Source organism: Bacillus sp. FSL W8-1202 (assembly GCF_038006165.1).
GTDB lineage: Bacteria > Bacillota > Bacilli > Bacillales > Bacillaceae > Bacillus > Bacillus subtilis.
This window is the reverse complement of record NZ_JBBOUR010000001.1, coordinates 1,490,279-1,511,955: the sequence shown is the minus strand read 5'-3', so window position 1 is coordinate 1,511,955 and position 21,677 is coordinate 1,490,279. Positions and strand designations below refer to the sequence as shown.

Genomic DNA, 21,677 nt, shown 5'->3' with positions numbered 1-21,677 from the left:
CCCTTGCGTTTTATTTTAAATTCTCCTCAAGCATGTCAAAGATATCTCCCATCTCGTCCATTTCAAGGTCTTCGGCGCTGAAGTCGCTTGGTGTGAATTCCTTGTCTTCTTTTTCCGTGCAATGGCGGATTAGCATCAGGAGGTTTTCTTTAAACCGTTCCATTTGCTCCTCGACTGTAGCTCTTTCAAACTCCTTCTCATTGTAGGAGCAGGAAAGCACAAACCGGCCGTTTCTGATCATGCCGCTGAAGCTTAATGCGTACAGCGCCTCTGATTCTCCGCTTACTTGGCGCCCCATATCGAAAGCGGACGGTTCAAAGAAATCGGTTTTGACTTCACTGTCGAATTGGCCCAAATAGTTGAAGCTGATCTCCGGTGTGAAGCCCTTTGTTTCCGCTGTTTCTGTGAAATAACGAAGAATGCCGTAGCCAACACCTTTGTCCGGAATGCGGCGCAGGTTTTCTTTGACTGTTTTGATCACAGCTGAGGCATCTGCGTCAGATATGTCGAGCACAACAGGGTATTGTGCCGTAAACCAGCCGACCGTTCTGGAGATATTCACATTCGGGATGATGTCCTCCCGGCCGTGTCCCTCAAGGTTAATGCCAATTTTGGCCCCCTTTGTCCATTCTTTCATTGTCAAACCGAGCGCGCTGAGAAGAATATCGTTGATTTCAGTTCCATATGGCTGATGAACATCTGTTAAAAGATGCTTAGTGTCTTCTTCCGTTAATTCACATAGGACGGATGATGTATCCTTGACGATCCGCTGCTCTGTTTCACAATCCTTTGGTAAAGGAGAAACCTGTTCAGCGGCAATTTGCGACCAGTATTCAGCCTGCTGTAAAAGATGCGCTGATTGGCTGAATGCCGCCAGTTCTTCCGCCCAGTCCTTGAAGGAGTTTGTTTTTTGCGGGAAGACAAGGCTCTCTTCTTTCTCAACCTGCATGTAGCCTGAAGCAAAGTCTTCAAGCAAAATCCGCCATGACACACCGTCGACCACGAGATGGTGTACAGCAATGAGCAGGTGATCCCCAGCTTCTGTGCGATATTGCTCCGCCTTTAAAAGCGGCCCGGTTCTCAGATCGAGACTGCTTTGCAGCTTGTTCGCGAGAATCTTAATCTGGCTTCTCAGCATCTCTTCATCGGAGCCGTACAGATCCACGATTTCGAAGCTGACCTTGCTCTCACTGATCGGTTGATACGCCTGAACGATGTCCCCGTTTTCCTCACGATAGACCATACGGAGCGCGTCATGATGCTCGATCAGCGCCTGCAATGTTTTCTCCACCCGTTCAGGATCAAAGCCCTTTTTGGCGTGAAGCATCACCGATTGGTTCCAGTGGTGCTTGTTCGTGAAGTTCTTTTCAAAGAACCAGCGCTGGATCGGCGTCAGGATGACTTCGCCCTCCACCGGGCCTTGGTCTGCCTGTTTGCCTTCGGCACGCTCTACATATTGGGTGAGCTCTTCGATCGTCGGGTGCTGGAAGAGATCTTTCATTTCCAGCTTCCAGCCGTGCTGGTTCAAGCGGCTCGCCATTTGAATTCCTTTGATGGAATCTCCGCCAAGCGAGAAGAAATTGTCGGTGACACCGACTTCAGACATTCCAAGCACGTCCTGCCAGATGCCGGCAAGCAGCTCTTCCATGTCGGTCGTCGGCGCTTTGTATTCTCCGCTTCCCGCTTCGATGTCCGGCTCAGGCAAGGCTTTGCGGTCCACTTTGCCGTTTGCCGTAACCGGAAGCTCGTTCAGCGTCACCCAGAACGCCGGAATCATGTAATCCGGCAGGGTTTCCTTCAGTGCTGATTTCAGTGCTTCTATGTCAGCTGATTCCGGTGTGACATACGCCGCGATCGCTGTGTTGCCGCCTTTATCTTTGACAGCTGTCACCGCCGCATCCTGCACCTCAGAAAGCTGGGCGAGCTGGACTTCAATTTCTGAGAGCTCGATCCGGTAGCCGCGGACCTTGACCTGCTGGTCGATCCGGCCGATGTATTCGATGCCGCCGCCTGTCCACTTCACCAAATCGCCGGTGCGGTACATGCGCTCACCCGGCACAAACGGATCAGCGACAAACCGCTTCGCGGTTTCGTCTTCTTTATTCAGATAGCCTCGCGCCAGTCCGCGCCCCGCCACGCAAAGCTCTCCGGCTACGCCTTCCGGCTGCACCTGATTGCCCTCGCCGAGAATGTATACTCTCGTATTGGCAATGGCCCGTCCGATGGAAAGCGAGCCTTCCTCCGGATGGATTTCTGCGCTTGTGGCAACGACCGTATTTTCTGTCGGCCCGTAGTTGTTGACAAGTGTGTACGGCTTTTTCACTGCCCGCTTCAGCTTGTCTCCTCCAGTCAAGAGGACGCGAAGTGATGTGTTCTCAAGCTCCATGAACTGTTCCGCAAGCTGTGTCGGCAGGAACGTGATCGTTACGCCGTTCGTTTCAAAATAATCGTTCAGGCGGACGATATCGAGGCGGATCGCTTCATCAATGACGTGAAGCTCCGCGCCGATCGTCCAGGTCGGGAACATCTCCCAAATGGAAGCGTCGAACCCAAAGCCCGCGTATTTCGCACTGCGGTCCTCCGCTGTCATGCTGAACGCGTCGTGGTGCCAGAAGCACAGGTTCACAAGCGCATGGTGCTCGACCATGACACCCTTCGGCTGTCCGGTCGTTCCAGATGTGTAAATCATGTACGCCAAGTTCTCCGCGGTTACAGCCGTCTCTGGATTTTCCTCGTCGTTTTCATCAAGCGGCAGGCTTAGAATCGTGCGGCTTCCGTCGAGAAGAATAACGTCTCCTGAGAAGCTATCCGGCACTGAAATGCCTTCTTGCTTCAAGAGAAGCTTCGCGCCGCTGTCCTGTAAAATATACTCAATCCGCTGATCCGGGTAGTCAGGATCAATCGGCACAAACGCCGCTCCGGCTTTCAAGACGCCGAGCACCGCGGCGGACATTTCAAGCGACGGCTTCGTGAGAACGCCGACGCGGTCATCCGGGCTGATGCCGCAGTCCATCAGAATCCGTGCGAGACGGTTTGCCTTCGCATTCAGCTCGCCGTACGTCCAAGATTGGCCGTTGTATGTGACAGCCGGGCGGTCTTTGTGGCGCTGGACAGTCTCTTCGAATAGCTGATGAACCGTTTTGTCTGTCGGCACAGGCAGCGCTTTGCCCTTCCATGCCTCAAGAAGCGCTTGTTTTTCTGTTTCAGTGACCAGTGACAGGCTGGAAAGCGGCTGGTTCGGGTTATCCGCAACAGCCTTTAGTAGCCGCAGAACGTATTCGCTCCATTTTTCAGCTGTTTCTTTTGCGAACAGATCTGTCGCATATTCGAGCTGCAAGCCAATGCCATTTTCATCAGTAAATCCGCCCAGTGTCAGATCAAACTTAGAGGTTCCCTGATGAGCCTCATAAGGTGAAATGCTCAGATTTTGCAATGTAAGCTGTTCTTTATCAGGGTTTTCTGTCGTCACCATCACATTAAACAATGGGTTTCGGCTCATATCCCGAGGGAGATCAAGCTGATTAACCAGATCTTCAAACGGATACTCCTGATGCTCAAGCGCTGACAGGTTCGTCTGCTTTGCTTGCTCCAAAAGCTCCGCAAATGTTTGCTGTTCTTTCACTTCCATTCTCAGGGCAAGTGTATTGACAAACATTCCCGGCATGTCCTGAACATCAGCATTCGTCCGGCCGGCAGTAACGGAGCCGATGACGATATCCCGCTGTCCGGAAATTTTGTTTAAAAAGACGTGGAAAACAGCATGGAGCACCATGTGCAAGGTCGTTCCGGTTTCCGCAAGCAGCTTTTCTACCGCCTTTGCCGTCTCACTTCCCGTACGGAAACGGATCGTATCTCCTTTAAAGCTTTGCACAGGCGGACGGGCGTAATCGAGCGGGAGATCAAGCTCTGGCAGATCGCCTGAAAGAACTGACATCCAGTACGCCTCATGCTCCTTCATCCGTTCTTTTTGCTGAGCTTCATTTTGCCAAACGGCGAAATCTTTATAATGAAGCGCCGGCTCCGGAAGCTGCTCTCCTTTGTAAAGCAGCGCCAATTCTTTTACAAAGATGCCTCTTGAGACGCCGTCTGCGATGATATGATGCATATCTAAAAGCAACAAATGTTTTTTCGCTTCTATTCGAAGCAAAGCTGCGCGAATGAGCGGTGCGTCGTTTAAGTCGAATGGCCGGATAAATTCCTTAATCTTTTGGTCCGCTTCGTCTTCTTTGGCTTCAAACACATGAAGATCAACCTCCGCCTTCTCAATGATGCGCTGAACAGGCTCACCATTAGCTTCCATAAATGACGTCCGCAATGATTCGTGACGGTTCACGAGCTGATTGAGTGAGTCGCGCAGGCGCGAAATATCAAGCTCTCCTTCCATTAGAAGAACAGATGGCATGTTGTAGCTTATCGTCTGGCGGTCAAGCTGATTGAGCACGTACATCCGTTTCTGTGCGGATGACAATGGATACATATCCTGCTTGTCAGCCGGCTTGAGTACTTGATGGCCGCCTGAAACGGCAGACGCCTCCATATAAGCCGCCAGCTGTCGAACAGTCGGCTGCTCGAACAGTGCTTTAAGCGGTACGCTTTTCTCCAATTCCGCCTGAATGTTGGCAATCAGCATCATCCCTTTTAATGAATGGCCGCCTAAATCGAAAAAATTGTCGTCAATGCCGATGGCTTCTATGCCAAGCGTTTTCTGCCAAATGCGGCATAAGTTTTCTTCAAGCGCTGTTTCCGGTGCGGCCAAGGTTTTGCCAGCGGATTGTGCAGCGTTCGGCTTCGGCAAAGCGTTTCTGTCGGTTTTCCCGTTTGCCGTCAGCGGAATCGCGTCAACCTGCACAAAGAAAGCAGGAATCATATGAGACGGCAATGTTTGTGAAAGCTGGTACCGGAGTTCTGCTTTTTCAATAGCTTGATCCGACGTATAATACGCGCAAAGCTCTTGAAGACCGCCCTCGGAAACCGCCAGCACAACCGCTTCTTGAATTCCGCTGAGGCTGAGCATGACCGTTTCAATTTCTTTCGGCTCAATGCGGTAGCCGCGGATTTTCACCTGATCATCAGCCCGGCCGATAAATGCAAGCGTACCGTCAGAAAGTCTTCGTACGACATCTCCGGTTTTGTACATGAGGCTTCCCGGCGAATATGGATTTTCTACAAATCTCTCGGCTGTCAGCTGAGGCCTGTTGAAATACCCTCTCGCGAGCCCCTGTCCCGTGATATAGAGCTGTCCGCTCGCTCCCGGCGGCACAAACTTCAATGCTTCATTTAAGACAAGCGCGCCGGCATTCGCAATCGGGCGTCCGATTGTCGGGCGTTTCGCAAATGCATCCGGCTCAGACAGATCAACCCGCCCGGCGATGGCGCCGACCGTTGCTTCTGTCGGGCCATAGTGATTGATAAATTCGGTATGTCCATACATCTTGCGGAAGGCGAGAACATCAGTCGGGATGATTTTTTCTCCTCCCAAGACGATCAAGCGCAAGGATTCAAAGTTCGCATCTTTTGCAAAACTGGCGGTGTTCACTATTATATGGAACAGAGACGGTGTCAGTTTGATATATGTGATCCCATGCTCCTTGATATAGTGCGCTATTTCATCCGGCGCCGTATAGGTTTCCTTCTGTACGATATGGAGCTCGCCCCCGCCCAGAAGCACGGGGAACATGCTCGTATAGCCAAGGTCAAATGCGTAAGATGAAAGCAATACAGTCTTATCATTTTCCGTCAGGCTCGCCTCTTCACTAAACCAAGAGACATAGTTTGTCAGATTGCGATGCTCAATCTGCACGCCCTTTGGCTTTCCGGTCGTACCGGACGTATAAATGACGTATGCAAGATTGCGAGACCCGGAAATGGATGATGGGCGCTCCTTGCTTTCATTTCTCCATTTACCGTCATCAAGGCTGACGATTGTCCCTTCATATTGCCCAATAGCCGTCATGTTTCTTTCATTCACGACCGCAATTTTTGCTCCGCTGTCCTCTAATGAATAACGGATTCGTTCTTCGGGTGTATCAGGATCAATCGGAAGGAAAGCTGCCCCCGCCTTCATGACACCGAGAATCGATACCATGACTTCAGCTGACCGGTCCATAACAATCGCGACGATGTCTTCATTTCCTGCCCCTTGGGCACGAAGATGATGCGCCAGCTGGTTCGCCTGTTCATCAAGCTCGCGATAGGTCAGCAGATTTCCGCCAGCCTTCACCGCAGGATGGTCAGGTGTTTGCTGGGCCTGTTTTTCAAAAAGTGCTGCAAAGGTTGCTTCGGTAATTTGAGTCATATGTCTTTCTTCTAGCAAAGCAGCCGTTTCTGCAGATGAAAGCAGATCTACATCAGACAGCCGAACGTTCGGATTAGCCGCGGCCGCTTTGATGATATTGACAAAGTGGCGGCTCCAGCGGCGGATCGTCTCGTCCTTAAACAAGGCAGTCGCATAGTCAAAGCTTAGGCCGATATCCTCTTCACGCTCGACCGCTTCCAAGGAAAGATCAAATTTCGCAACATGATGAAGCATGGAATACGAGGAAATCTTCAAATCTCCTAATCTTAATGAAGGAATCTCCATATTCTGCATGTTGAACATCACGCTGAACAGCGGACTTCTGCTTGTATCCCTTGTAAGCGGAAGCTTTTCAATCAGTTCCTCAAGCGGATAGCTCTGGTGCTCGAATGCTTGAAGACTGGCTGTTTTGACCTCTTCAAGAAATTGCGCGAAGGTTTTATCTCCCGCTGGTGCCGTTCTGAGTGCCACCGTGTTGACAAACATACCCGGCACACCTTGCAGATCAGGATGTGTTCTGCCAGCTGTCGGCGAGCCGACAATGATATCATCCTGTGACGCGTACTTGGAAAGGAGTACATTGAACGCCGCCAGCAAAAACATGTACATTGTCGTATCTGTTTCTGCCATGAGCGATTTGATTTGAGCCGTGATTTGCTTATCAAGCCCAAACATCACGCGCTCTCCCGCAAAGCTCCGTTCAGCAGGCCGCTCGAAATCCGCGGGAAGATCCAGTATTGGCAGTTCGCCTTTAAAGACATCGAGCCAGTATTCCTCATCTTTTTGATAATCAGTTTGTTCTTTGTGCCAAACTGCGTAATCTTTATAGTGAATTTGTGGCAGTTCCAGATCTGCGCCTTGATATATTTTGGCAAGATCACCGATTAGAATGCCTGTTGAACTGCCGTCAGTAATAATATGATGCATATCAATGAGCAGCAGGTGGCGTTTTTCTTCCAGCTGGACAAGCTTCGAACGGACGAGCGGCGCGCGGTTTAATTCAAACGGCTGAACAAATGATTTGATTATCTCTTCCGCGTCTTCTTCCCGTCCCTTGGCAGCCTCCAGCTGGAACGATATGTTTTTATGAACGGTTTGCACAACCTCTCCGTCGATCATGTCAAACGATGTACGGAGGATTTCGTGCCGGTTGATTAATTGCTGAATCGCGTTTTCAAGCCGGTCTTTATCTACTTCTCCCTCCAGCAGAAGTACAGCGGGGACGTTGTAGCTTGTGTTTGCTTGTCCAAGCTGATTGAGGATATACATTCTCCGCTGGGCCGGGGATACAGGATAATGCAGCTGATAAGATGCTTGCCTGATCGGTTCAAACGTCTGCTCCTCCTTGCTTTCGTTCTCTTCCAAATACAGTGCCAGTTCTTGAATAGTCGGCTTTTCAAAAAGCACTTTTATCGGAACTTCCTTATGAAAATGCTCTTGAATTTTCGCCGTCATCATCATCGCTTTCAAAGAATGGCCGCCGATCATAAAGAAGTTATCGGTAACGTCTGCTTTGACGCCGAGTATTCCTTCCCAGATCTCCGCTAATTTCTTTTCACTCTCTGTTTCTGGTGCTGCGTATTCCGGCTGCACGGCTTCTGATTGCGGTGCAGGCAGTTCCTTTTTGTTGATTTTCCCGTTTGGCGTGAGCGGCAGACTGTCCATTTGAATCAGGTGGACAGGGACCATATAGTCAGGCAAAGACTGAGACAGTGTTTTTCTCAGCTCGCTCACAGCCACTTCACGGTCCGCCGTAAAGTACGCGCAAATTTCATTTTCATCCGCTTTGTTCTTGCGGATGATCACCGCAGCCTCTGTCACATGCGCAGCCATGTTCAGTTTTGTTTCAATTTCGCCAAGCTCAATTCGGAAGCCGCGCACCTTCACTTGATTGTCGATTCTTCCTAAAAACTCGATATTGCCGTCCGGCAGCCATCTTGCCAAGTCACCTGTGCGATAAATTCTCTCACCCGGTCTGAACGGGTCTTCGAGAAATTGCTTCTCCGTCAGCTCAGGGAGATTGACATATCCTCGCGCTACACCGATTCCGCCTACGCAAAGCTCACCAGGCGCGCCGATTGGCTGCAGGCATTGCTGCTCATCCAGGATGTAGGCAGTGGAATTTCCGATCGGCTTCCCGATCGGGATAGAGCCGCCATACTCGCGGTCGATCAGAAAACTGGTTGAAAACGTCGTATTTTCTGTCGGGCCGTATCCGTTCCACAATGAAAGCGACGGCGATGCCTGTTTTACTTTGCTGACAATATGCGGGACAAGGGCGTCTCCGCCGATGATTAAATGGCGCAGTGTGCCGAACATACCCGCATCCTTTGCTGCAAGCTGGTTGAATAAAGGTGATGTCAGCCACATCGTCGAGATTCTTTGCTCACGCAGGAATGCAGCAAATTGTTTTGCATCAAGCAGCGTTTCTTTTTTGACTGGATAAAGCGCTGCGCCATTCAGCAGTGCGCCGAATACCTCAAACGTTCCGGCATCAAAGCTGACAGCTCCCGTTTGCGCCAGGCGGTCCTCTTCAGTAACAGGAACGTACCCGGCATTTTTGACGAGGCGCAAAATGCTTTTATGTTCGATCATGACGCCTTTCGGTTTGCCCGTTGAACCGGATGTGTACATGATGTACGCCAAATCAGACGGGGCGGATGGCAGGTTGAGATTGTCAGCCGCTTCACTCTCTTCAAAGCCTATGTCCAGTGTAAGAACCGGCACCTGCAGCTGATGTGCCTGACCTGTATAAGAATTTCCGGCCAAAACCATTCGAACGGAGCTATCCTCTGCCATGAAACGAAGACGATCCCCAGGAAGCGCTGGATCAAGCGGCACATATGCGGCACCTGCTTTTAACACAGCCAGCATGCCGACAACGGTTTCTACTGAGCGATCGTTCATAATCGCTGCTGTTTCCCCTTTTTGAAGCCCTTGTTCGACAAGCTTTCTCGCCAGACGGTTAGCCGCTGCATTCAGCTCGCGGTACGTCAGCTCGGTTCCTTCATATACGACGGCGGTGCTCGCCGGCGTCCCTTTCGCTTGCTCTTCAAACACTTGGTGAACAGCCATTCCTTCAGGGAGTTCGGCTTTCGTGCTGTTAAACACCTCGACAATTTGCCGCTGCTCTTGGTCTCCCACAAGCCCGTACTCACGCACAAAAGCGGCCGGCTGATCGACAGCTGCTTCCATCATGCGGGTAAGGTGCTCCGCTGTCCGTTCGATAAAAGCGGAATCAAAGGCGGCTCCGTTATATTTAATTTTGACGGTCCACGTTTTGCCCGGATACACAATCAGGTTGAAATCGAAGCTCGTTTGTTCAAATGCGCTTTCTACCTTAATCGAAAACCCGAGGCGGTCTTCCATGCTGCCGTTTTCAAGCTCTTGATCAAGCGGATAATTTTCAAACGCGACCAGATGGTTTAAGAGATTGCCATCAAGGGCTGAGCGTTTTTGAATCTCATAGAGCGGCACGTAATCGTAACGCTCTGCCTCTACTGCATGCTGCTGAACAGCTGTGAAAATATCAGCGAATGCAGCATCTCGTTCAACTTTCACCCGCACTGGAATGGTGTTGATAAACAGCCCCGCCATCGTTTCGATTCCGTTGATTTCAGACGGCCTTCCTGAGACGACCGTTCCGAAGACAACATCATCCGTAAAGTTGTATTTGCTGAGAACAATGCCCCAAACGGCCTGAAATAGGTTAGGCCCTGTCACTTGATGGAGATTTGCGGTTTGCTGAATACGGGCAACCAATGTTTCGTCCCATGTAAAGGAATATTCTTTATTGACGTATTCGTCTTTTTTCACAGGCAGGCGGCCCGGGAGCACGCTTGGCTGTTCAAAACCCGCCAAGCGCTCGCTCCAGTAGCTCTCCGCTTCTTCATTGTCCTGTTTTCCAAGCCATTTGATGTAGTCGGAGTAAGGCTTGCCTTGACCGTTTGCAGGTGTCCTTCCTGCTCTGAGCGCTTCATAGTTTTGGAACAGGCTTTTCATGAGGACGCCCATGCTCCAGCCGTCCATCATAATATGATGATTGCTCCAGACAAGATACAGCTGATCTGCAGCAAGGCGGAAAACCGCTACCTTGAACAATATGTCTTTTGCCAGGTTAAAGCCTTGGCGCTGAACATCTTGTTTGTAACGCTCAATGTGCTCTTTCTGGCGGTTCTCGTCTGCATGACTGATATCCTCATAATGCACCTTTGTTTTGCGTTCCGCTAACACGACCTGACGCGGTTTTTGCAGCTGCTGATGCACAAATACCGTACGGAGAATATCGTAGGACCGAATCAGTTCATTGACGCTTTTCTCAAAGATTTCAAGATCAAAAGCGCCGTGAATCCCAAGCTCTAATTGTGTGAAGTACGAGGAAGAATGCGGATCAAGCATCGCATGATACAGCATTCCCTCCTGCATTGGTGTCAGTGCGTACACCTTTTGAATCGATTTTTTGCTCATATGCCACCTCTATTAGAAAATTTCCATTAATTTATCCAGCTCATCCAGCGTCAAATCGTCGTCACCAAGATCACTCGGGGTCAGTTCCGTACCGTCTTGAGATAGGCAATGTTCAATGATTCTGAGAAGATGCGCTTTAAAGCTGTCACTGAATGTTTGTACTGTTTTTTCATGAAATTCAAGAGAATGATAGGCCAGTGACATCGTCAGTTTTCCGTTTTCGATATATCCGACAACATCCAGCGCATTCGGTTTTTCTGTTTCAGGGCTTAATGACTGTCCTGATGGCAGCTCTGATCTCGTAAACAAACCTGCATCCGACATTTCGTCAAACTGACCTAAATAGTTGAAGCTGACATCCGGCTGAATCGAGAACGCCACATCTTCTTTATGTTCCGGTGCCGTCAGATAGCGCAGAATGCCGTATCCGACTCCCTTATTCGGCACATGTCTGATATCTTCTTTCATTTGCTTCAGCTGGTAGCCCAGATCATCCGCATGCTTCATATCGAGCACCATTGGGTACATACTTGTAAACCAGCCGACTGTGCGGGAAATGGTCAGGTCTTCTATGATTTCTTCACGTCCGTGCCCCTCTAAATGAACATTTACTCGATCCTGACCCGTCCACTCCTTCATTGCCAATCCGAATGCCGTCAGCAAAATATCATTCATTTCTGTGTGATATGCCTCATGCACCTTTGTGGTGAGCTGTTCTGTCTCTTCAGCAGTCAGCGAGAATTCAATTGTCTTTGTATGTTTCATTCGCTGATCACCAGATTCGCGGTCTTTCGGAAGTTTTGCCGCGACTGCTTGTTCTTCAAGCTGTCTCCAATACTCTTTTTCTTTCAAAAAGGCTTTGGAGTTCGCGAAGTCTTGCAATCTCTCTGCATACTCTGCAAATGAATGTGTTTTCTGCGGGAGAACCGGTTCATTGCCTTGCTCAAGCTGTGTATATACTGCGGCGAAATCCTCCAGTAGAATCCGCCACGACACGCCGTCAACCACTAAGTGATGAATGGCAAGAAGCAAGTGGTCTCCGTCTTCCGCTTGAAACAAGCCTGCTTTTAACAAGCCGCCTTCCTGCAAGTCGATGCTGCTTTGCAAACGCTCCGCTTCTCTCTCTATACGGTCTTCGTAATCTGCAGCTTGGCCCTCAATCTGGATGACCTCCAATTGAGCGGAAGCAGCTTCAAGACCTCTGTTGTATTGAATGACGTCTTCCTGTCCCTCACGGTAGACCATACGGAGCGCGTCATGATGCTCGATTAGCGCCTGCAATGTTTTCTCCACCCGTTCAGGATCAAAGCCCTTCGCGGCGTGAAGCATTACCGATTGGTTCCAGTGGTGCTTGTTCGTGAAGTTCTTTTCAAAGAACCAGCGCTGGATCGGCGTCAGGATGACTTCGCCCTCCACCGGGCCTTGGTCTGCCTGTTTGCCTTCGGCACGCTCTACATATTGGGTAAGCTCCTCGATCGTCGGATGCTGGAAGAGATCTTTCATTTCCAGCTTCCAGCCGTGCTGATTCAAGCGGCTCGCCATTTGAATTCCTTTGATGGAATCTCCGCCAAGCGAGAAGAAATTGTCGGTGACACCGACTTCAGACATTCCAAGCACGTCCTGCCAGATGCCGGCAAGCAGCTCTTCCATATCGGTCGTTGGCGCTTTGTATTCTCCGCTTCCCGCTTCGATGTCCGGCTCAGGCAAGGCTTTGCGGTCCACTTTGCCGTTTGCCGTAACCGGAAGCTCGTTCAGCGTCACCCAGAACGCCGGAATCATGTAATCCGGCAGGGTTTCCTTCAGTGCTGATTTCAGTGCTTCTATGTCAGCTGATTCCGGTGTGACATACGCCGCGATCGCTGTGTTGCCGCCTTTATCTTTGACAGCTGTCACCGCCGCATCCTGCACCTCAGAAAGCTGGGCGAGCTGGACTTCAATTTCTGAGAGCTCGATCCGGTAGCCGCGGACCTTGACCTGCTGGTCGATCCGGCCGATGTATTCGATGCCGCCGTTCACCCACTTCACCAAGTCGCCGGTGCGGTACATGCGCTCACCCGGCACAAACGGATCAGCGACAAACCGCTTCGCGGTTTCGTCTTCTTTATTCAGATAGCCTCGCGCCAGTCCGCGCCCCGCCACGCAAAGCTCTCCGGCTACGCCTTCCGGCTGCACCTGATTGCCCTCGCCGAGAATGTATACTCTCGTATTGGCAATGGCCCGTCCGATGGAAAGCGAGCCTTCCTCCGGATGGATTTCTGCGCTTGTGGCAACGACCGTATTTTCTGTCGGCCCGTAGTTGTTGACAAGTGTGTACGGCTTTTTCACTGCCCGCTTCAGCTTGTCTCCTCCAGTCAAGAGGACGCGAAGTGATGTGTTCTCAAGCTCCATGAACTGTTCCGCAAGCTGTGTCGGCAGGAACGTGATCGTTACGCCGTTCGTTTCAAAATAATCGTTCAGGCGGACGATATCGAGGCGGATCGCTTCATCAATGACGTGAAGCTCCGCGCCGATCGTCCAGGTCGGGAACATCTCCCAAATGGAAGCGTCGAACCCAAAGCCCGCGTATTTCGCACTGCGGTCCTCCGCTGTCATGCTGAACGCGTCGTGGTGCCAGAAGCACAGGTTCACAAGCGCATGGTGCTCGACCATGACACCCTTCGGCTGTCCGGTCGTTCCAGATGTGTAAATCATGTACGCCAAGTTCTCCGCGGTTACAGCCGTCTCTGGATTTTCCTCGTCGTTTTCATCAAGCGGCAGGCTTAGAATCGTGCGGCTTCCGTCGAGAAGAATAACGTCTCCTGAGAAGCTATCCGGCACTGAAATGCCTTCTTGCTTCAAGAGAAGCTTCGCGCCGCTGTCCTGTAAAATATACTCAATCCGCTGATCCGGGTAGTCAGGATCAATCGGCACAAACGCCGCTCCGGCTTTCAAGACGCCGAGCACCGCGGCGGACATTTCAAGCGACGGCTTCGTGAGAACGCCGACGCGGTCATCCGGGCTGATGCCGCAGTCCATCAGAATCCGTGCGAGACGGTTTGCCTTCGCATTCAGCTCGCCGTACGTCCAAGATTGGCCGTTGTATGTGACAGCCGGGCGGTCTTTGTGGCGCTGGACAGTCTCTTCGAATAGCTGATGAACCGTTTTGTCTGTCGGCACAGGCAGCGCTTTGCCCTTCCATGCCTCAAGAAGCGCTTGTTTTTCTGTTTCAGTGACCAGTGACAGGCTGGAAAGCGGCTGGTTCGGGTTCCCAGTAACTGCATCTAAAAGCTCCATCCAATATTGCTTCCATCGTTCAATCGTTTCCTGCTTAAACAAAGCTGTATTGTATTCGAGTACGAATGTAAGCCCTCCGTCGGTTTCGTCAGCCGTCAGCGTGAGGTCAAACTTGGCTGTTTTCCGTTCAAAAGGATGCGGCTCAAGCTGAATCCCTTTCATTGTTAAATCCTTTATATTCGCATTTTGCATTGAAAAAACTGCATCGAATAACGGATTTCTGCTTGTGTCACGCTGAACCTGAACATTTCCGATCAAATCCTCAAGCGGGTAATCCTGCGCATCAAAAGCGCTGAGTGCCGTTTCTTTCACTTCGTTAAGATAGTCAGCAAACGTCTTTTCACCCTTCGGATACGTGCGCAGCGCCAATGTATTGACGAACATTCCGATGACGCGGCTGACGTCCGCTTGAGTTCGTCCGGCCACAGGTGAACCGACGATGATATCGTCTTGCCCGCTAAGTTTTGATAAAAATGCACTGTATGAAGCCAAAAGCACCATGTAAAGCGTGGAATCCGTTTCTTTTGCAAGCCTGCGCAGAGCATCGGCTTTGCCTGCATCTAATGAAAATGCAATGCGGTCTCCCTCAAATGTTTGAACGGCAGGCCGACTGTAATCAGTCGGAAGCGTCAGCACCGGCAGCTCTCCGTCCAGCTCCTTCAGCCAATGCTCTTCTTGCTTCTTGTAAAGCTCAGACTGAATGAACTGCTGCTGCCACACGGCATAATCCTTATATTGAATACGGAGCGGCTCAAGGTTTTCTCCGTCATACAGCTTTGAAAGTTCTTCAATCAGCACACCGACAGACGCACCATCAGAAATAATGTGATGCATATCGAACAGCAGCACATGCTCAGTGTCTGAATGCTTGATAAGCCCTATTCTGAACAGTGGAAGTTGGTCGATTTTGAAAGGCTTAATAAACTCAGAAACGATCCGCTCTGTCTCTTCTTCCGGGGCTTCGAAATAGGCTATCTCGCACTCAGCCTCTTCCCAGATCCGCTGCACCGTTTCTCCATCTTTTATTTCAAACGTGGTTCTCAAGGCTTCATGACGCTGCATTAACTGCTGCATGACGCTGTTAAGCCTTTCAACATCAAGCTCACCTGTCAGGCGCAGAACCGCCGGCATGTTATAGCTCGTTTGCGCATCCTCAAGCTGCTGAAGCACGTACATCCGTTTTTGCGGTGAAGAAACAGGATACGTATCTTGTTTCTCTGCCGGGCTGATACTTGCGGCTGTCCCTTTTTCAGCAGAGGCAATCACCTGTGCCAAGCCCTCAACCGTCGGTGACTGGAAGAGATCCTTGAGTGACAGCTCAACGCCCAGTTCCTGATGAACCAAGGCAAGCATCTTCATGCCTGCTAATGAATGTCCGCCAATGTCAAAGAAGTGGTCATAAACGCCGACTTGTTCTGCCTGAAGCACATGTGCCCAAATGTCTGCGACTTTTTGTTCCGTTCCATTGCGTGGCGCAACATATGAAACACCTCTTGAAACGTTGGCATCAGGAATCGGCAGCGCTCTCCGGTCAATTTTTCCGTTCCCTGTCAGCGGCAGCTCGTCCATTTGGATAAACACCGCAGGAACCATATATGCCGGCAAGTCCTTCGCAGCATGCTCTCTCATCTCCTGTGATGAGATGTCTCCCTCTCCGACACAGTAAGCACACAACAGTTTATCTCCCGCTCCTTGATCAACGGCAAGCACAACACTTTCCTGAACACGATCATGGGTTTGCAGCTGATGTTCGATTTCTCCAAGCTCGATGCGCTGTCCGCGAATCTTCACCTGATGGTCGATTCGCCCGATAAATTCGATGTCGCCATTCGGCAGCCATCTCGCAAGGTCTCCCGTTTTATACATGCGTTCGCCGGATGTAAACGGATGGGGAACAAATTTCTCCTCAGTCAGTTCCGGACGGTTGTAATAGCCTTTCACGAGTCCTTCGCCGCTGACGCAAAGCTCTCCGGCAATCCCGGCAGGCTGCACGTGTCCCGTACGGTCAAGAATGTATACTTCCGTATTGCTGACCGGTTTTCCAATCGGAACAGACAGCGTGTGCTCCTCCAATTCATCAACCGGATGATACGTCGCGAAAACCGTGCTTTCAGACGGCCCATACATGTGAAGGAGCTTGCCCTTTCCAACCGTTTGCAAAGCTTTTCTGACATGCTCAACCGAAGCCCGTTCCCCGCCAAACATAATCTTGCGAAGCGTTGACAAGCACGCCGGATTCAAGTCCACAAGCAAGTGGAACAAAGCGGTTGTAATCATGAGAATGCTGATGTTCTCCCGTTCAATGACGCGGGACAGGCGAGCCATGTCCAAAACGGTTTCCTTCGGTATCAGCACCAGCTTGGCTCCGTTTAACAAAGAGCCGAACATATCGAACATAAACGCGTCAAACACGTAATTGGAAAGACCGAGAATCGTATCCTGTTCTGTAATGCTGAGATAATTCGTTTCCTTCACCGTGCGGAGAATATTGGCATGTGTCACGATATTCCCCTTAGGTGTTCCAGTCGTTCCGGAAGTATACGTCAGGTTGGCCATTGCTTCAGAATCAAGAGGCAGTGCGAGATTGCGCGCATCGGCATGATAGCTTTCTTCCTCATCGGCTAGCACGATAACGCCCTTAAATTCCGCTTCTTCCGCCAAAGCCTTTAATTTTCTCTGAGTGAGAAGCACCTTTGCTCCGCTGTCACGGAAGAAATGCTGCATCCGCTGAATCGGATGTTCCGGATCAATCGGAACATAAGCCGAACCTGATTTTAATACTGCCAAGATCGACACAATCATATCCATTGACCGCTCGCATAAGACAGCCGCAGTTCTTCCTTCGCCAGCTCCAAGAGAAAGAATGCCGCGGGCTAAACGATTGGCCCGTTCATTCAGTTCACGATAAGTAAGTGATTCGCCTTCATATTGAAGCGCAGTGTGGTCTGGCGTATTCGCCGCTTGCTCCTCAAACAGCTGAACAATTGTTTTATCTTTAGGATAAGGTGTTCTGCCCGGGTTAAACTGCTGAATTTGCGAAGCAGCCTCCTCTTCAGAAAGAAGCTTATACTCGGAAATCCGCTTCTCCGAATCAACCGCAGCCTCTTCAAGCAAACGCGCAAAATGCGTAAGCAGCCTGTCTGCCGTGCTTTGTTTAAACAGCTTCGTGCTGTAATCCAAATCAAGCTCAATGCCTTCATCGGTTTCTCTCGCCTGCACCGTCAAATCAAATTTGGCAATCTTGAAATTGGTCTCATGAACAGACAAGGACAGATCGTCGACAGCCGGAATGCCCTCTGTCGCGTTTTGAAGGCTGAACATCTTGTCAAACAGCGGATGCCTGCTAACATCACGCGGGATGTTCAATTCTTCAACAAGCCACTCAAACGGATAGTCCTGATGAGAAAAGGCATTCAGCACCCGTTTGCGGACACGCGAGATCAATTGGATAAACGTCTCATCCTGCTTCACCTCACTGCGAATCGCAAGCGTATTGACGAACATCCCGATAATGCCCTCTGTATCGGAGTGATTTCTGCCCGCTGACGGTGTCCCGACAATGATGTCATCCTGCCCCGTATACTTTGACAAAAGCGTATAGTAAGCGGAAAGCATCACCATATATAAAGTGGCGCCGTTTTGTTCAGCCAAACGATTGAGGCGATCCTTTACCCCCGCATCCAGCTTGATTGACACCCGATCCCCTTCAAAGCTTTGAACAGGCGGTCTTGGGTAATCGGACAGAAGCTGAAGCACCGGGAGCTCGCCTGCAAAGACTTCCTTCCAATAAGTCTGGTCCTTCTTGTACCCTTCAGCAGCCTGCCTGCTTTGCCATACAGCGTAGTCCTTATACTGGAGACGAAGCTCTGGAAGCTGTTCGCCTTTATAAATGCGTGCTAACTCCTCCAGCATAATGCCAATGGATACACCGTCAGAAATCAAATGGTGCATGTCAAACAGCAGCATATGACGGTTCTCTTCAAGCCCCAGCAAACCGATTCTGAACAGCGGAGCTTTCGCCAAATCAAATTTCCGAACGAATGAAGCCATAATTGCCTCATCTGAGCGGCCGCCTCTTTCAATCATTTCGATGTTGAAATCAACGCTATTGTGAATTTTCTGTCTCGGCGTGCTGTTTTCAAGAACAAATGATGTTCTCAATGACTCGTGGCGTCGGATTAATCCCTGAAATGCGCGCTCCAGCTTTTGAATATCTAAAGGCCCTTCTAATATTGCTGCTGCCGGCATGTTGTAGCCGACTCCCGCATCCTCGAACTGGCTGACGATATATGTTCGCTGCTGTGCCAGGGAAAGCGGGTAATGCTCCTGTTTTTCAGCAGGTTCAATCACCGAAAACTCCCGGCTTTCTCTGTGATCAGCCTCCTCTGCAAGAGCCGCAATCGTCGGATGCTCAAACAAATATTGAAGCGGAATCTCGACGCCTGTTTCCTTATGAATCTTTGTTAAAAGGGTCATGGCTTTCAATGAATGCCCGCCAGTTTCAAAGAAATTGTCAAAGATCCCCGCCTTCTCAACGTTCAGTACGTCCTGCCAAATGGCTGCGATTGCTTTTTCAGTCTCATTTCGCGGCGGTGTATAGGCAGTGCCGCTGACAGCCTTCACCTCTAGTGCAAACAGCTTGCGGCGGTCGACTTTGCCGCTTGGCGTAAGCGGAATTTCTGTCACTTCTGTAAAGTAAGCCGGCACCATATAGTCAGGAAGCTGTCTGGCCGCATGCGCCCTCAAGCCGGCTGGCGCAAATTCGCTTTCAGGCTTCTGCACAACATATGTGCAAACCTCAAGATTTCCCTGTTCGTCAGGGCGTGCCAAAACAACGGCTTTTGCAACGTCTGGCGCCTGCTGAATCACGGCTTCAATTTCCCCAAGCTCAATCCGGTATCCGCGGACTTTGACCTGGTCATCCTCTCTGCCTAAATATTCGATTGTTCCATCTGGAAGCCAGCGCACCACGTCTCCGGTCCGGTACATGCGATCGCCCGGCACGAATGGATCTTGTAAAAACTTCTCTTCCGTTAATTCAGGCAAATGTAAATAGCCTCGGCCCACACCGTCTCCCGCGATATAAAGCTCGCCCGCCACGCCTTCAGGCTGCAGCCGGCCTTTTTGATCCAAAATATATAAGCGGTTATTCCCCAGCGCTTTCCCGATCGGCACATACGCTGATTGAACTGCATTCTCAGGGATAACCGGATGAACAGACGCGTCAACGCATGTTTCAGTCGGCCCGTACACATTGGTCAACCGCGGCGCTGTGCCGGCTTCTTTAAACAGCTTGAGCAGCTTGTCCGCAACAACAGATGACAGGCCTTCTCCTCCGATCAGCATGTGCTTCAGTTTTAGGCCTTCAAAATCGCCCGCTGCTACCAGCATTTGCAAATGAGCCGGTGTTCCATCCGTCGCCTCAATGCTGTTTCTCCGATAATATGCAGCAAGGGCGGCCCCGTTCGTCACAGTTTTCTTCGGTACGATATAAAGGGTTTGTCCCAAAAGAAGCGACGCGAAGATCTGCTTCACTGACGCATCGAAGTGGAACGGCGCAAGCAATGCCATCCGCAGGGTTTGGCTGCCGCTTTGATAAATCGTCTGCTGCAGAGATTCAACCAAATGATGAACCTGGCGATGCTCGATCATAACTCCTTTCGGGCGTCCGGTTGTTCCCGATGTATAAATAATGTAGGCAAGGTTCCGTGCGTTCACATCTGCATTCAGGCTTTCTTCTGCACCTTCTGCAATTGCCTGATCTAAGTCAATCAGCTCAGCATCGGCTTCAGGTGCCGCAACCTTCGATTCAGTCAGGATGAAGTCCGCCCCGCAGTCCTCCAAAATATATTGAATGCGCTCAGCAGGAAAACCCGGATCAATCGGCACATAGGCCCCGCCGGCTTTTAAAATCCCCATGATAGCTGTAATCATCCGTTCAGAGCGTTCAATCAAAACCGCGACAGGACTGTCCGGGCCAACCCCTTTCTGTTTCAGCACATTGGCGATGCGTGCGGATTGTTCATGTAACATTCGATAAGACAATGTACGATCTTCAAATACAACCGCTGGATGATCTGAAAGCTGCTCAGCCTTTTCTTGGAACAGTTTCGGGATCGTCATGTCCTTACGGTAGCTCACAGATTTACCGCCGGCCCTCGCAAGCAGCTTCTCTTTCTCCGCATCAGAAATCATCGTTAATTCATCAATTGTATGTTCTGGATGCGTTAACGCGTTCTCCAGCATTGTAATCATGCGCTCACAAATCATGTTGATTTCTTCACTTGTAAATAAAGCAGTGCGGTAATCAAAATCTATGGTGAGTTTCCCAGTATCCCATCGATCCTTCACATGGATCGAGACATCATTTAATCCGCTGCCGCTGAAAATCGCCTCAGTCAAAAAGGCAAGGTCCTCTTCTTTTTGCCACTGCATCACCTGATATTCAAGAGAAACAGTAAACAGCTTGGTCAGAGAGCTCTTTGTTTCACGCAAATCGTTGATCAGGAGATTATACGGGTACTTTTGGTGGCGGAGTGTCTTCATGAGATCCTTCATCCGGTCTTTGACAAATTCTAAAAACGCCTGCCCGCCGTCAATGTTTGTCCGAAGCGGAACCGTAGAAACAAACATGCCAAGCATCTGCTTCTCTTTCGCATTTGTCCGGTTGCCCATAAAGGTTCCCGTCACAACATCATTCTGGCCGCTGACCCTGTACAAGTAGGCGGCGAGCAACGATTGAAATACCGAAAGAACACTGACTTTATTCGCTTCACAAAACGACAGAATCTGCTGATGAAGCGCTTCAGGCACATCTTTAGAGAACCTCTCAGCATCTAAACTTCCTCCTGCGGAAGCGTTCCGTTTCAAGGAAACAAGTTCAGGCACCGATTCAAATTGTTTGTTCCAAAACGCCTTGTCCTTTTCAAACCGCTTCGATTGAGCATAGTCCTGTTCAGATAAAACATGATCGATAAATGAATGCGAGATACCTTCTTTTGTCTCTGAGCCGCTGGCTAATTCTAAATAAATGTGCATGATCGCATTCCCGAGAATATTCATGGAGATACCATCAGAAATCACGTGATGAACATTTGCGTAAAACCACACTTCATTTTCCTTTATGGTGAACAAGGAAAAACGGAACAAATCACAATCGTACAACGGCAACGGTTTTTTCGTTTCCTCCCGGCTCCATTGTGAAATAAACTCTATCGCATTCGGATCTTCAGTAGTGTCAGTATGTTTTATATCAACAGGCCGATACTCGCTAATATATTGAACAGGCTCCCCGTTTTCATCTAGCCGCAACCGAAGGCGCATGGCGTCATTTCTGCGAATAAACTCTTGAATCGCCTGCTCAACAAGCACATAATCAATCGCATCAGCTGAAACCAGCTTACCAATCCCCGCAAGATTTGAAATGCTCGTGTGAGGATAAAATTTTTCTGTGTACCAAATTCGTTTTTGTGCATCCGTTAAAGGGTAAAAAGTTATTTCCATATTGTCATACCTCCCCTAATCTTTATAAGCAGTGAACATGTGCAACGCATTTTCTCTTTCTTATCCATATCAGCTTTTAATTCTTATGAACTAACAGACGAAATAGCCCAAAGTACTTAAAAAGCAGTGCTTCCAATCA

General features: G+C 50.0%; 2 protein-coding genes. Both read right to left on the bottom strand.

From position 1 onward, the window contains the following. Positions 1-10 precede the first annotated feature (10 nt). A complete protein-coding gene (srfAB, locus tag NSQ09_RS07855) occupies positions 11-10,762 on the bottom strand; it encodes a surfactin non-ribosomal peptide synthetase SrfAB (protein WP_445291714.1) in 10,752 nt (3,583 codons plus the stop codon). A 12-nt stretch (positions 10,763-10,774) separates the two neighbouring features. Further along, positions 10,775-21,538 (bottom strand): surfactin non-ribosomal peptide synthetase SrfAA, encoded by a 10,764-nt coding sequence (gene srfAA / locus NSQ09_RS07840; RefSeq protein WP_341030830.1) that lies wholly within the window; start codon positions 21,536-21,538, stop codon positions 10,775-10,777. Positions 21,539-21,677 lie beyond the last annotated feature (139 nt).